The sequence below is a fragment of the Lysinibacillus sp. NPDC059133 genome (assembly GCF_042755925.1).
In the GTDB taxonomy this organism is placed as follows: Bacteria; Bacillota; Bacilli; order Bacillales_A; family Planococcaceae; genus Lysinibacillus.
The window spans coordinates 45733-60426 of the sequence record NZ_JBHZDH010000019.1; the positions used below are offsets into that span (position 1 = coordinate 45733).

The 14694-nt window shown below is 39.3% G+C and carries 10 protein-coding genes and 1 other annotated feature; of the genes, 1 reads left to right on the plus strand and 9 read right to left on the minus strand.

From position 1 onward, the window contains the following. Positions 1 to 56: 56 nt before the first annotated feature. From ltrA to ACFXN8_RS12435, 8 genes are all read right to left on the minus strand, one after another. The gene (ltrA, locus tag ACFXN8_RS12400; protein WP_483869455.1) at positions 57 to 1940 is read right to left on the minus strand and encodes a group II intron reverse transcriptase/maturase; all 1884 of its coding nucleotides are present in this window, start codon (positions 1938 to 1940) and stop codon (positions 57 to 59) included. A 711-nt stretch (positions 1941 to 2651) separates the two neighbouring features. Continuing rightward, on the minus strand, positions 2652 to 2942 hold the full coding sequence (locus ACFXN8_RS12405; protein ID WP_386845395.1) for a single-stranded DNA-binding protein: 291 nt from the start codon (positions 2940 to 2942) through the stop codon (positions 2652 to 2654). A 364-nt stretch (positions 2943 to 3306) separates the two neighbouring features. Next, entirely contained in the window at positions 3307 to 4098 is a 792-nt protein-coding gene (gene trpA, locus ACFXN8_RS12410) for a tryptophan synthase subunit alpha (RefSeq protein WP_386845397.1), read from the minus strand. Continuing rightward, complete coding sequence (trpB, locus tag ACFXN8_RS12415) at positions 4098 to 5306, minus strand: tryptophan synthase subunit beta (protein WP_483869456.1); 1209 nt, start codon at positions 5304 to 5306, stop codon at positions 4098 to 4100. Before trpB ends, trpA begins: the two co-directional genes overlap by 1 nt. Further along, positions 5306 to 5920, minus strand: coding sequence for a phosphoribosylanthranilate isomerase (locus ACFXN8_RS12420; protein WP_386845399.1), 615 nt, complete (start codon positions 5918 to 5920; stop codon positions 5306 to 5308). Before ACFXN8_RS12420 ends, trpB begins: the two co-directional genes overlap by 1 nt. Then, positions 5917 to 6708, minus strand: a complete 792-nt coding sequence (gene trpC, locus ACFXN8_RS12425; RefSeq protein WP_386845401.1) for an indole-3-glycerol phosphate synthase TrpC — start codon at positions 6706 to 6708, stop codon at positions 5917 to 5919. The genes ACFXN8_RS12420 and trpC overlap by 4 nt, the downstream gene beginning before the upstream one ends. Next, the gene (gene trpD / locus ACFXN8_RS12430) at positions 6705 to 7736 is read right to left on the minus strand and encodes an anthranilate phosphoribosyltransferase (RefSeq protein ID WP_386845403.1); all 1032 of its coding nucleotides are present in this window, start codon (positions 7734 to 7736) and stop codon (positions 6705 to 6707) included. The genes trpC and trpD overlap by 4 nt, the downstream gene beginning before the upstream one ends. Continuing rightward, complete coding sequence (locus ACFXN8_RS12435) at positions 7736 to 9109, minus strand: chorismate-binding protein (protein ID WP_386845405.1); 1374 nt, start codon at positions 9107 to 9109, stop codon at positions 7736 to 7738. Before ACFXN8_RS12435 ends, trpD begins: the two co-directional genes overlap by 1 nt. A 618-nt stretch (positions 9110 to 9727) precedes the next feature. Beyond that, positions 9728 to 9988 (minus strand) — a binding site (T-box leader). A gap of 322 nt (positions 9989 to 10310) precedes the next feature. On the opposite strand from ACFXN8_RS12435, the gene ACFXN8_RS12440 reads away from it, so the two are divergent. Beyond that, positions 10311 to 11999, plus strand: coding sequence for a methyl-accepting chemotaxis protein (locus tag ACFXN8_RS12440; RefSeq protein WP_386845407.1), 1689 nt, complete (start codon positions 10311 to 10313; stop codon positions 11997 to 11999). Between the two features lie 104 nt (positions 12000 to 12103). Here ACFXN8_RS12440 and secDF read toward each other — a convergent pair whose 3' ends face one another. Continuing rightward, positions 12104 to 14371: a protein translocase subunit SecDF gene (secDF, locus tag ACFXN8_RS12445; protein WP_386845409.1), complete on the minus strand. Its 2268-nt coding sequence runs from the start codon at positions 14369 to 14371 to the stop codon at positions 12104 to 12106. Positions 14372 to 14694 lie beyond the last annotated feature (323 nt).

A 14694-nucleotide genomic window follows, 5' to 3' on the forward strand; every position in this document is an offset into this window, starting at 1 on the left:
ATCTACATAACTCAACATAATTCACGTATTTCTTGATTATGCTCTAATTGTCCAAATTAGATTGTTATTGTTTCTAGCTCTAGTTTCTTTCTTAGCGTATTTAACTTATTTAACATCTTTGTATTTGTTATTAAAATTTTGTACTTCGAAATTACTTCTTCATCATTTGCATGTATCAGAATGTGGATATCTTTATCAACTAAGCAGAGGTTCTTATATTCGTCAGTACCACCTTGCAATCGTGGTACTTTATGATGACAGTGTACCATCATCGGATTTAATTCATTACCAGTAACATGGCATTTCCCTCTTTGTGCACAATATAATGCAATACGATTATCATTGTATTCTACACTTCTTTGCGGAATCGGATGTTCCATTAAGAAACGAAGAGAGCCTATATCAATCGTAGATAGATTTTTATGAATTTCTTCTCTACCTTGTTTCGTATAGGCATTTACCACATTCCGTTTCATCATCGGGCTTTTGTGTTTAATGTACCCAATTGGTAGAAACGGTGCTTTAGAGATAAATCGAATCTGTTTGCTTTTTCCATATTCCTTTTTAATGAAATCCGATGTAATAACACCTGTTTTCTTGATTCGCCGTTTCATTCGATGGTCTTTTAAACATGCATTTACTTCATATGCAATGTTACCCATATCCTCGGCTATCATGGTGGCAATACGGAAATATTGATGAAGTCCTATTACAGTTGAGTTGTAAAACGCAATTTTTCTTGCTTGGTCGTTTGAACCGCTATCATAACGGATACCATTAATAATTTCTTTAAGGTTATCTTTAGTGCGTTTTACAGCTTTGTCGCACATATGACTTTTAACGATCCATCTGTTACCTTTTGGAACTAACTTCATTTTGATTCCCAGAAATTCCGAATAGTTCTTTTTAAGATTCACAATTTTTGATTTTTCTTCGCTAATTTCTAAGCCAAGTCTATCTTGCAACCATTTTTGGACTGCAATAAATAACCTTTTCGCATGATTTGGATTACTACAGAATATTTTAAAATCATCTGCGTATCGGACAATGTAACATTCCTTTAATCGGGTTTTCTTTAGATGGTAATACTGATTTCCTTTATCTATTGAATTCCCTCTATCTTTTCGGATAGTTATTTTATCCTCACAAATCGGAATAGTTTCCCATTGACTTTCAATCCATCTATCCAATTCATTGAGAACAATGTTAGAAAGTAAGGGAGAGAGAATCCCTCCTTGTGGTGTACCTTTTTCGTTTTCAATGATTTGTCCATTTGGCATTTTGATTTTGGCTTTTAGCATTTTTGAAATAATCGTGAGTAAATTTTTGTCCTTGATTCCCATTGTCCACATTTGTTTTAATAACTTTGCATGTGAAACGTTATCGAAAAAGCCTTTAATGTCAATGTCAATTACATAAGACATTTTTGATTTTTGTATGAGTCGATAACTTTGAGCAATTGCATTTTCTACGGAACGGTTTGGTCTAAATCCGTGACTCCTACCTGAGAATTTTGCCTCTACTATTGGTTCAAGAACTTGTAAAATACATTGCTGGACTATTCTGTCCCATATTGCTGGGATTCCTAGTGGTCTTGTTTTTCCATTAGGTTTTGGTATATCAACTCGTCTTACTGCTTTAGGTTTATAATCTCTTAATTTATTTCTGACAAAGAAGATAAATTGCTCCTCCGGAAGCTTCGATACATGTTCGATTGTTCGTCCATCTACACCCGCTGTTTTACTGCCAGTATTTTTCTTAATATTACGATACGCTAATTTAATGTTTTCAGGCGAACTAATAATGCCCATTAAGTTTTTAAAACTACAACCTTTTGAACTTTGGTCATACAGCATATCAAATGTTGCTTGCATACTGTAATATTCCGCATTTCTTAATTTGGACTTTTTAACATGTTTTGCGATTCGTGAATTTGCCACAGACATCAACCCCTTTCTCAAGTGGTGATTCTATTAGTCATACTCGAATCTGTGATTTGTTATGCATTTATAAGTCTTTGAAAGTTCCGACTAGAGCCTATCCCTCCACCATTTATTATCATGGTTTCAAAGGTACTATGACTCCACTCTCACGGAAAGTTAATCGATTTTAATAGGTTATACCCTTTATATCGAACTGTTTCATAGGTAGGCTAATACCTCCACATCTTCCGCTTTCCACGTTCCAATTTCTCTATCCTTCCATATATCCTTAGGTTTCTCCTATAGTCCTGTATGCTTGAGCTTGCCTGTAACAAGCTATGGGTTTTCATAACGCCAGATTTTTACTCACCCACACATACGATGGCACTGCCACCCATTGCATTTCTACAATGTCTACGTCTAGACCTGTACATTCAGAGATTCGTCAGTGCTAATATAGCACATTCTAACCATAGATACTTTATGGACTCCCGGCATATAGGACACACCATCCACCGCTGGACAGCTTTCGTGTAAGTTACTAATCCAACTTACTTACGGTATCTCTCTGCCGACTTCACCGAGCTTCATACTTCACTAGTTAACCTTAGCTAAAGCATGTCGGAGTATCAGAGTAGGCGTTTCAAGGCGTTACCCTCTCATTCCACCTATCAAGAAATCAGTTCTCCTAGGGAAATTATGCGACTCCCTAGTGTCTAAGCTTTTCACTTAGAAACGTGTCGCACCCGCGTCGTAATCGCCAAATACAAGGATTTTCTCTCCGTTTTCCAGCGCTTGCTCAATACGTGCTACAGCTTCTGCCATACCATGCATTAAAAACGGGTCATGAATACTTGCTTCTGTCATATTTAATAAGCTCTCTGCGTCAGCAGCTGTTTCACAGCCTCGTGCTGCTAAAATTTTCGCTGCAATCGCAGAAAGTTGTAGGTCATTTTGTAATGTTTGGACAAGCGTAGCGTCTGGGCGCTCTACCTGCCATCTCTTTTTCGATAGAATCATCTTTTCACTTCCTCACGAAAGCTATTATACCGAAAATCTAGCCTATCCGCACTATTTGTCAGAATGATAGTTTTATCCATCAGATCGTCAATTCAATCCGTCGGTTTTACTAAACTACCCGAGAATAGAACCGGCCAAGTGATGGAAAGAGGTCAGAGTGACGGATAGAAGAGTCAAAGTCGTGGATAGAACCTTCAGAGTCATGGATAGAACAGCCGAAATCGTGGATAGAACCTTCAGAGTCATGGATAGAACAGCCGAAATCGTGGATAGAACCTTCAGAGTCATGGATAGAACAGCCGAAGCCGTGGATAGAACCGTCAAAGCCTTGGATACCAGTCTCAAAAGAAAAAAGCCTACTCCATTAAAGAGTAGACTTCTCAAGCACACCTTTTGAAGCAGAAACTAATGCTTCAACCTTCTCCAAATTACCTTCATGCAATGCTGTCACGATCGCACTACCAACGATTACGCCATCACTAAGTGCCCCCATGCTAACCACTTGCTCGGGTGTTGAAATTCCAAAGCCAGCTAGTACTGGTATTTGACTTGCTTCACGTAAGCGAGCAAAATGATCATTTAAATCATTAGCAAAGCTTGTGCGAGCCCCTGTGATTCCATTGACTGTCACAGCATAGACAAAACCTTGACTAGCCGCCGCGATACGTGCAATTCGCTCTGGTGGACTAGTTAACGAGACAAGCTGGACGATGTCGATACCATGAGGATTTAATGTGTCACGTAAAACGGCACTTTCTTCAAGTGGTACATCAGGAACGATTAACCCTTTAACGCCCCCTGCCACACAATCGTTAGCAAAAGCCTCTAACCCATAAGCTAAAACAGGATTAAAATAAGTCATAACAACTAACGGAACTTGAATGTCTTCTTTAAATGATGCTAATGCTTCTAGCACTTTACGTAATGTCACACCTTCTGCTAAAGCCCGTTCACCTGCTTGCTCGATCGTCGGCCCATCAGCTACAGGATCCGTGAATGGTATACCCACTTCAATGGCCGTTACACCCATTTGCTGTAGCTTTAGGATCGTTGGCTTCAAAGTTTTCAGACCCCCATCGCCGGCCATAATATATGGTATAAATGCTTTATTACCAGCGATCTTCGATTGTTCAATTGCCTGCTGTAGTGTCGTCATTACACATCTCCTCCTAATGCTTTACGGACAGTATGAACATCCTTATCTCCTCGGCCGGATAAGCACACAACAATGATGTCATCTGTAGACATTGTCTTCGCAAGTTTTGCTGTATAAGCAATGGCATGCGAGCTTTCTAGTGCAGGTAGTATACCTTCTGTTTTACTCAGTAATTGCAAACCCTCAAGTGCTTCACTATCTGTAATCGAATCAAATTGGACACGCCCAATTTCATGTAAATAACAATGCTCTGGACCTTTCCCTGGATAATCTAGACCAGCTGAAATAGAATGTGCTTCCTGCACAAAACCATTTTCATCTTGTAATAAATACATGTATGCACCGTGTAAAACTCCTAGCTGTCCACCGGCAATTGCTGCTGCATGCTTTCCTGTCTCAATGCCACTGCCCGCTGCCTCTACTCCGTATAGCGCTGCAGTTTCATCATCGACAAAAGGATGGAACATACCGATTGCATTACTACCACCACCTATACAAGCAACTACTGCATCTGGTAAACGGCCTTCCTTAGCTAAGATCTGCTCTCTAGTTTCAACACCAATTACACGCTGAAAATCCCTTACGATTTTCGGGAATGGATGTGGTCCTAAAGCTGAGCCTAAAATATAATGAGTATCCTCAACATTCGTCACCCAGTAGCGCAGTGCTGCATTGACGGCATCCTTCAATGTTTTTGAACCTGTTTCTACAGATTCCACTTTTGTACCGAGTAACTCCATGCGAAACACATTCAACTGTTGGCGTTTTATATCCTCGGCACCCATAAATACAACACATTCAAGATTCAATAATGCGCATGCAGTTGCCGTGGCCACTCCATGCTGCCCTGCACCTGTTTCTGCCACTATTTTTCTTTTACCCATTCGTTTTGCAAGAAGCGCTTGACCAATCGCATTATTAATCTTATGGGCTCCAGTGTGATTTAAATCTTCACGCTTTAAATAAACCTTCGCGCCTCCTAGCTCTTTTGTTAAATTTTCTGCGTAATACAATGGCGTCTCACGACCAACGTATTGTTGTAAATAATAGGCTAGTTCCTCAGTAAACACTTGATCATTCATTGCCTCATCATATGCCGCCTCTAATTCCAACAAAGCTGTCATTAATGTTTCTGGAACAAATTGTCCACCAAATTTTCCGTATCGCCCTTCCTTTGTCGGTACACTATTTGCAATTGAATTCTCCACTATGCTCTCCCCTTCTTTACTGCCTGTATAAATGCGGTTATTTTTGCTATGTCTTTCACACCGTCTGTCTCCACACCACTCGATACATCTACCATAAACGGCGACACCAGCGACACCGCTTCTTCAATATTTTCAGCTTGCAAACCACCTGCTAAAATTAACTTTTCTCGCGGAATCCCTACCATCTCTAGGAGGGTCCAATCAAACGTGTGACCACTGCCTCCTTTAAAATCTGTCCCTGGTGCATCAAATAAGTAGTAGTCCACATCATAATTAGCAGCAGCCTGAACATCTTCAGCACCTCTCACGGACAAAGCTTTGATTGCTGAATAGCCTTGCTGCCGAATAAACTCCGGAGATTCTTCCCCGTGGTATTGCACATAATCTAATGGCACACTTTCGATCGCTGTTCGTAATTCCTCCGCACCTGGATTGACAAAAACACCGATTTTCAAAACGCCCTCTGGCACATGTTTGGCTAGTTGCTGTGCCTGTTCAACCGTCACTCGTCGTTTACTTGGTGCAAAGACAAAACCAATGGCATCCGCTCCTGCCTCTACTGCTCCCTGCACATGTTGTTGTTCCATTAGTCCACAAATTTTCACCTTCGTCATACAGATGCCCCCACCTTATTGACCTGTAAATTCTTTAGCGCAGTACCTGCATCACCACTGCGCATTAATGACTCACCTACAAGAACGCCACTAGCTCCCATGGCCGCCACCGCTTTAGCGTCTTCTTGCGTCCAAATCCCACTTTCACTTATTAATACTTTCTCTTCTTCGAACGGAAAAGCTTCAGCAATTTCACGTGTACGTTCTAAGCTCACTTCAAAGGTACGTAAATCGCGGTTATTGACGCCAATTAGTTTGGCACCAACTGCAACAGCACGTTCAAGCTCCTCAAGATCATGCACCTCAACTAATACTTCTAAATTTAAGCTTGTTGCATAGCTATACAAGTCACGTAATGCCTCATCTGTTAACGCGGCTACAATTAGCAAAATGATAGATGCACCTGAAGCCTTTGCAAATCGAATTTGTACACGATCGATCATAAAATCCTTACAAAGAAGTGGCGTTTGTACAGCATTTGCAACTGCCGCTAAATCATCAAAAGAGCCCTTAAAAAACCTTTTATCTGTTAAAACAGAAATGGCCGCTGCCCCTGCTTCTGCATAAATTTTTGCTTGTGCCACTGGATCTGCCCCTTCTGCGATTAGCCCCTTCGAGGGGGAAGCACGCTTCATTTCAGAAATAACTTGTAATGTTTCAGCTTTTCGCAATCGCTCAAATAATGATGGACGCAGCTTTTCTGTAAAATTAGCTAACGGGTCGGGTTGTTCAAGTAAAGCACTAACTTCTATCTTTTTTTGTTCGAGAATTTTATTTAAGATATTCATGGTCGGACCTCCACTTCTTTAATACGCTCACTATAAGCAACGACTGCCTCTAATTTTTGAAGGGCACGCCCGCTAAAAATACTATCCTTCGCCATTTCTACACCTTCTTTAACGGTTTCAGCAATTCCATAGCTGAACAACCCAATACCAGCATTCAATAAAACTGTGTCAAAATAAGCACTTTGTTCACCAGCTAATAATTGACGCATAATAGCAGCATTTTCATCTGCATTACCTCCACGAATGGCCTCTATCGGTGCAAAGCTGAGACCCGCTTCTTCTGCAGTTAATGAAAATGGAATTAAGTCTCCCTTATCTACTAGGATAAAAGTATTTTGACCAGCTAAAGAAGCCTCATCCAAACCTAGTGGCCCAGAAACGACCATTGCTCGTTCACGCCCGAGCATTTGTAATACGGAAGCATATTCCATAACAAAATTAGGACGATTAATGCCTGTAAATTGCGTCGATAAAGGCACTGGATTCGTAAGTGGACCGACAAGATTAAAAATAGTTGGCTTGCCTAGTGCCCGACGTACCTCGCCAATCCGCTTTAATTTCGGATGGACATTTGGAGCATACAAAAAGGCTATTCCTTCTTTCTCTAACAGCTCAACTGTTTGCTCAATGGAAATATTCGTATGAATACCGAGTGCTTCTAAAACATCCGAGCTTCCTGATGCCGAAGAAATTTTACGATTGCCGTGCTTCGCCATTTTGACACCTGCCCCTGCTAATACAAAGGCGCAAGTTGTACTTATATTAAATGTATTAAGACCATCCCCTCCAGTACCGCAATTATCCATATAGATTTCTGCTTTTGCTGGTACGTCTAGTGCAAACGAACGCATAATGGTAGCTAGTGCCGCTACTTCATGTGCTGTTTCACCTTTAACAGATAATGCCGTTAAAAAGCTTGCGATTTGTTCCTTTGGTGTGTCATCTTGGAACATCCATTTTGCTGCCTGTAGCATTTCCTCATACATTAAATGCTCTCGTTGTTGTACTTTTTGACGAATACCTTCCATTAATGTGAACCTCCTTCTTTTTCAAGTAGCTGCAAAAATTCCTGTTCGTCCTTTTCTATTTGTTTTAAACTTTCATCGATATTTGTGTATTTGGTCACCGTTACAGTTGTTTGCATATGCATTGTTTCATTTTCTATGACAACGGATTTTCCCGTTAAAGCAAAATCAAGATGACCGTTAAAACCGATAAATCCAAGAGCTCCTCTAAATATCCCAGTAGCTTGATCAGATTTTCCTAAATAATTTCTTGCTTGATCCTTTGGAATACTTGTTGATGCAAAGGGTGGTAACGTTGCAGCTAATACATCCAGTGCATGAAGCATCGGTAATATTTGCCCCTCGACTCTCGATGTCATGTGTAATGCATGCTTTGAACGCTCAATTCTCATTGCCTCAATGACTTGAATGGAATCTCGGAAACATACAGACTGTAGCTCTTGTTGCACGACAGAAACAAGTACAGCATGTGACTCCCTAATATTTGTGTTTTCATATAACTTTCGTTCATGTTCTAAATCTTCACCTTTTGTGGAACCTCTAGGATATGTCCCCTCTGTTGGTGTCGCAATCACACGCTCACCTTTTACACGAATTAGGCTTTCAGGAGATGTTCCTAAAACAACATGATCCTCAAATTCTACATAATACATATAAGGAGCAGGATGTTTTTTACGCAATTGACGATATAAAGCGAATGCATCTCCTTGTAAATTTGCTAAAAAATGCTTTGATAGGACGACTCTTGTAATATCTTCATCTAAAGTAGCTTTAATAGATGTAAGCGAATCTGCAAATTGTTCATTCGTAGTAGCTTCAAAAGGTTCATAGCTACAAGTTGTATCCTTACCCTCTCTACCTTTTAAAAGCTGCTCCGCTAACTCTTCTAAATTTGGTTCTTTTTTTTCTGCATCAATATTTGTATGAATCAAAGTTACCTCATCTGTTACATGATCAAACACAATGACCGTCTCATACACATGGAAATGCACATCTGGGAGCTGCACTTTATCCTGAGCAGCCGATAATATCGTTGTAGCATCATGACCAACATAGCCAACAGCTCCTCCTGAAAATGGGAATTGTATCGTATTGGATATACGTGGCATTAATCTTTTCAATAAAACAAACATGTCGCCCTTATGTGTATAGGTGTTTCCGGTCTTATATGAATATTCCTGAATCTCATCTCCAAAGCCTTTATACGTTTTTCTCGGATTAGCACCGATAAAAGAAAAACGTCCTGCTCCTTCATGCTGTGCTGAACTCTCAAGCAGAAATTTATGATTCCCTTGTAGGCGTCTAAAAATTAAAATCGGTGTTAAAGAATCTGCATTAATAGTTTTCATTTTTGTTCTTGAACTCGTCGATTGCATAATTACCAAGCTCCTTTTCTTATAAATTCACTAACGTTTAACTAAAAAATGTATAGCAACTGAAGCGACTTTTATTGAATAAAGTTGAATAAAAAGGATCATCATCATAGCGTAGGGTCGATTTCCGTTCCGGCTGGGCGCTTTGTTGCTGACGCTTCGCTTTCGCACAGAGCAAAGCTTCCTGGGGGCGTCCGATGAGCCGCTTTTATTGCTGCCGCTACGTTAGCACTACGCTTTCGCACAGAAAACATCCGCTTCGCTGCAGGGTCTCGGGCCAACACGATGTTGGTCACGAAGGCGTTATCACAGGATGTGATGGTTTTAGCCTTCGTTCCTCTATCGCTGATCCCCGAGGAGTCGCCCAGCCTCCACTCCAATCAACTTATTTACATAGGGTACGTTTTAACAAATGTTTTCCTAACTTTTGACGGGTAAGCTAGGCAATACTTTAAAAGTTCATGTTATGCCCCCTAAACCGTTCCAGTGAATGTCCCTCTTTTTTGACATAAATATTAGCGGGTCTTATCTATCGATTTTTAGCAATAGTATTGGAGTATTCATCCCCATGCAAATAGAAGCAATAAAAAAAGTCCTCTGCAAATAGGATTTTTCCTAATTGCAGAGGACGATCATGACCGCGTTGCCACCTCATATTAGAGCATATTTGCTCTCCCTTATGTGCTTGGCCTTAGTTCGCCTGTTAAATTGACGTATCTTTTATCTAAGTTGAAGCACCCCCCTATAACGTGGGGAATCCGTTCGCTATTAATAATTAGCGACTCTCATAAGTCCATTCACATAAGCTACAAATCAGTTCGCACCATCCACTGACTCTCTAAATTGCACACTTATGCTACTACTCTTATTCAACAATTTCTCAGCTATTCTCATCTAAACTCAGCTCATCTGTTCTAAGGCTGACCTCGCTCCCGAGACCAACTACCTTGGATCGAACAAAAAAGTTAGCCTTATTCTATGCCAAACTCCGATAATTGTCAATCAATTCAGAGAAAAAGAAAAATGTTGAAAGGTGTTTCGAAATTATATAAAAGGGAAAACCACCTCTTTATATACTAATAAAAGGAAAAGAAACTACCCGTTTTTAAGTATTTATAATGTATTGACCTTGTAAAAATATCAAGTTATAGTAATTCCAGAACATTCATTCTCTAATACATAAAAAAAGAAGGTAGGAACGAATATGTCCGTTCGAAAAAAACTAAATATAGGTTTTATTTCACTCACTTGTATACTCTTAATATCAAGTATTATTGCATTTTTTCAGTTTAAGTCAGTTGAAGGAGATATAGTTGAGGTACTTGATCATAGAATCGTACAAATTCAATTAACAGAGAAAATACAACAAGAGCTTGCCTCACAAGGACTCTTTTTACGCTCCTATGTTCTAAATAGTAAGGATGAGACTACAAAAACAAATTTAGAGCGTTATGAAAAACTATTACCAGAGACGGTTCAAGAGCTTTCAGGCATTGTTCGTTCCGATTACACAAAAAATATTATGAAGCAAGTAAGCGAATTACAACAAGATTTACTAACAAGTTCTAATCAAGCAGTGCAAGCATTTAATAGTGGAAAAACAGATTTAGCTTTATCATACATAAATGGAGAAGTTACAAAAAACAACAAGGAAATTTATACACTGACAAATGATTTATTAAATTATCATGATGAACAGCTGCAAAAGGTTAAAAGCAGTGTTGTCCAAACAGTTGCTAGAGCTATTTTTATATCCATTGCCTTACTTGTTTTAAGTGCAATCGTTGGCTTCTATTTTATGTATTTTGTAAAACGCTATATCACTCAACCGCTTCGTAAAGTGATTGATGCAGCAGATACATTAGCACACGGTGACTTAACGATTGCTCAGCTTGAACATAACTCAAAAGATGAGATTGGTACACTTGCCACAGCAGTGAATGCGTTAAAAGAGAAGTTATCTGTACTGCTTAAAAATGTTCAGGACAATGCTACACAACTATCTGCTGCTTCTGAAGAACTTTCCGCAAGCACTGTAGAAGTGACAACAACATCAAGCGACATTTCACATCGAGTACAAGACACGTCGAACCATTTATCTTCATCTGCTAGTGCTTCTCAACAAAGTGCTCTAGCTATGGACGAAACAGCTGCTGGTGTACAACGAATTGCTGAGGCTACTCAAAATTTGCATCACAATGCTATAAGTATGACACAGCTTGCCAATACCGGGGGAAGAACTATTTCAACTGCCAAAGAGCAGATGGATACAATTTCTGAATCAACTACACGAATTGCCAATTTAACACAAAAGCTAAGTAAGCAATCTGAGGAAATCGAGCAAATTACAAAAGTAATTACGGCTATTACTGAACAAACAAATTTACTGGCACTCAATGCTGCCATCGAAGCAGCGCGAGCTGGTGAGCATGGCAAAGGCTTCGCGGTTGTAGCAGATGAAGTACGAAAGCTTGCTGAAGAATCTAATCAATCTGCTGGCCAAATTGTTGCCATCACAAATGAAATTCAAACGGATACAAGAAATGTAGCAGCTGCTGTGCATGAAGGATTAGCATCTGTCCAGGATGGTGTAACAAAAATTCATGAGGCCGGTGACGCATTTGAATCCATTACAGCGTCTGTGCAAGCATTTACTGACCAAATTGAAGATATCTCAGCCACTTCTGAACAAATTTCAGCAAGTACGGAAGAAGTCGCTGCCTCTGTAACAGAAATTGCAAATGGTGCGAGTATTTCAGCGAGCAACTCACAAATCATTGCTGAAGCAGTAGAAGAGCAAGCTGCAACAATGCAACAGGTTAATGAGGTGGCTGAGGAATTAAACAACAACGCTCAGCAACTGCAGTCATTACTACTACAATTTAAACTGTAAAAACAAAAAGAATCTTCAGCTTTCCTATGAAAGCCTGAAGATTCTTTTTTTCATCAAAAAAGCAGGGAAAGAAATGTTTCCTTTCCCTGTTTTAAAGACTTATGTTAAACAGTAGGCTCGTCAGTACCCCATTGTTTTTTCTCTTTTTTGCGTATTTGACCATCTGATTTTTTCATTTCACGAATCTTAAGTGAATACCAGATTTGTGCAGCAATACAAATTGAAGAATACATACCTGTTATTAAACCAACTAATAACGCGATTGAGAAGTTTTGAATCGATGGTGCACCTAAAATAAGAAGTGCCACTGTCACGATAATAACCGTTAACACTGTGTTGACAGATCGACCCATTGTTTGACGCAGTGATTTGTTAACGATATCTGCTAACACTTCACGGTCATTAATCGTATCATATCGATCTAAGTTTTCACGCATACGGTCAAACGTAACGATCGTATCATTAATAGAATAACCGACAATTGTCAGTACAGCTGCAATGAACGTAATATCAACTTCTAAGCGCATAAAACTAAATACAGCAACAATTAAGAATACGTCATGTAGTAACGATACAATTGCCCCAACACCCATGCGCCATTCGAAACGAACGGCAACATAAATAATGATACCGATCGCCGCAAAAGATAGAGCTTTGATTGCGTTTTTCACAAGCTCTTTACCAACAGTGTCAGATACTGTACTTACTGTTGGCTTATGCCCATACTTTTCAGTAGCATCTTTTTGTATTTTTAAAATATCCGCTTGAGATAAATCGTCTTTATAGCGAATTACAGCATTGTTACTTTTCTCCCCAGAAAGAACGATATCTTCCGATGAGAGGTCGATACTATCTAAATATTTGGATACTTCTTCTTTATTCAACGTTTGATCTGCTTCAATTTGAACACGGGTACCACTTGAGAAATCAACACCAAGGTTTAGTCGGAATATACCAAGAACCACTAAACCAGCTACTAAAATAGCTAATGAGAATGTATAGAATTTCTTACGATTGTGTACAAAGTCAAAACGATCGAATTTCGTTGATAAATCTAATGTTCCGATATTTTCATCTAAGTTATGCTGTTTAGATTTTGCAATACCAAACCACGCTGGATTATTGAAATAGCCACTATTTACAAGTAATCCTTGTAATACACGAGATCCCCAAACAGCTGTTACGAAGCTTAGTAAAATACTAATAATTAATGTTGTGGCAAACCCTTTAACAGAGCTTGTACCCCATTGGAATAATACAGCAGCTGCTAATAATGTAGTTAGCTGTGCATCGACAATGGCTGATAAAGACTCCTTCGAGCCAATCTGGAATGCTTGTTTAACCGAATAACCGACACGTAACTCTTCACGAATACGTTCTGCGGCAAGAATATTCGCATCTACCGCCATCCCTATACCAAGCACGATAGCTGCTATACCTGGAAGTGTTAACACCGCATTAATCCAGCCAAATACAACTAGTACTAAGAAAGTGAAAATGGCTAGTGTAATAATGGAAATGAAGCCAGGTAAACGATAGTAGAATAGCATAAATAAGAAAATTATTACTACACCCACAACGCCTGCGAATACCGTGCTTTTCAATGCATCATCACCGAACTGTGCACCTACTGAAGTAGAATAAGTTTCAATCAGCTTTACAGGAAGTGCCCCAGCATTTAAAATACCTGATAAATTTTTCGTTTCTTCAACTGAGAAATTACCACTAATCATTACATCTGTTGTATTTAATGTTTGGTTAACTGTTGCTGCAGATGCATAGCGAGGCTTCGCTTTTTTTGATTCAGCTTTATATGAATCAACACCTTCTTCAAAGTCTAACCATACAACGAGTAAGTTTTGACCTGCTGGTTTGGCGGCAATTTTACTTGTTATATCAGCAAATTTTTGCGCATCCTTTAATGTTAGTGAAACAATTGGACGATTTTGTTGGTCAAAGGAATCTTTAGCGCCACCTGGCTTTAAGTCGTCACCATCTAATAGTAAATTGTCATCAACATCACGGAATGTTAAATTCGCAGACGTAGACAATAATTTACGTGCTGATTCTTGATCTTCAACACCTGCTAATTGCACACGAATACGATTTTCACCTTCAATTTCAATGCTTGGCTCACTTACACCAATTTCATTAATACGTTTATCGAGTGCCTTTGCAGTTGCGGAAACAACTTCCGGTGTAATTTCCTGTCCTTTTTTTAATTCTTTCACCTCATAAAGAACCTCAAACCCGCCCTGTAAGTCAAGGCCTAGCTTAATGTCCTTTAAGACGCCGCCTACAGTCGTACCGATGGTTGCTGCAAAAATAACCATTAGTAGTACGAATGCAACTATACGACTTTTTAGTTTCATTTATAAATCCTCCTCGAATTGGTGTAAGGCAATTCCTTACACTACAAACAAGTATAAATAGCAAGTCCTTTTGAAACGTTTATTCCTCCTTTTCCTTTAGAATAATGTTGCCTGTGCTTCAAAAAGATTGCTCTACTTATTTCAATCGTTCATAACGCGCAAATTTATCCCTGTATTTGAATAGGTGTTTTGCCTCCAAATTTGGAAAAGATCTATTAGGAGGTTTTTGGTGAATATACTTAGACAAATAAAAAAAGCGCAACACACTCATTATGAAACACGTTGCGCTTGGTGTCAATTCAACACTTTTAGTATTCTTTTAT

Excerpts from the sequence above, each read along its gene's own strand:
- ACFXN8_RS12405 (WP_386845395.1), bottom strand. The coding sequence starts at position 2,942 with ATGATTCTATCGAAAAAGAGATGGCAGGTAGAGCGCCCAGACGCTACG.
- trpA (WP_386845397.1), bottom strand. The coding sequence starts at position 4,098 with ATGACGACACTACAGCAGGCAATTGAACAATCGAAGATCGCTGGTAAT.
- ACFXN8_RS12420 (WP_386845399.1), bottom strand. The coding sequence starts at position 5,920 with ATGACGAAGGTGAAAATTTGTGGACTAATGGAACAACAACATGTGCAG.
- trpC (WP_386845401.1), bottom strand. The coding sequence starts at position 6,708 with ATGAATATCTTAAATAAAATTCTCGAACAAAAAAAGATAGAAGTTAGT.
- trpD (WP_386845403.1), bottom strand. The coding sequence starts at position 7,736 with ATGGAAGGTATTCGTCAAAAAGTACAACAACGAGAGCATTTAATGTAT.
- ACFXN8_RS12435 (WP_386845405.1), bottom strand. The coding sequence starts at position 9,109 with ATGCAATCGACGAGTTCAAGAACAAAAATGAAAACTATTAATGCAGAT.
- ACFXN8_RS12440 (WP_386845407.1), top strand. The coding sequence starts at position 10,311 with ATGTCCGTTCGAAAAAAACTAAATATAGGTTTTATTTCACTCACTTGT.
- secDF (WP_386845409.1), bottom strand. The coding sequence starts at position 14,371 with ATGAAACTAAAAAGTCGTATAGTTGCATTCGTACTACTAATGGTTATT.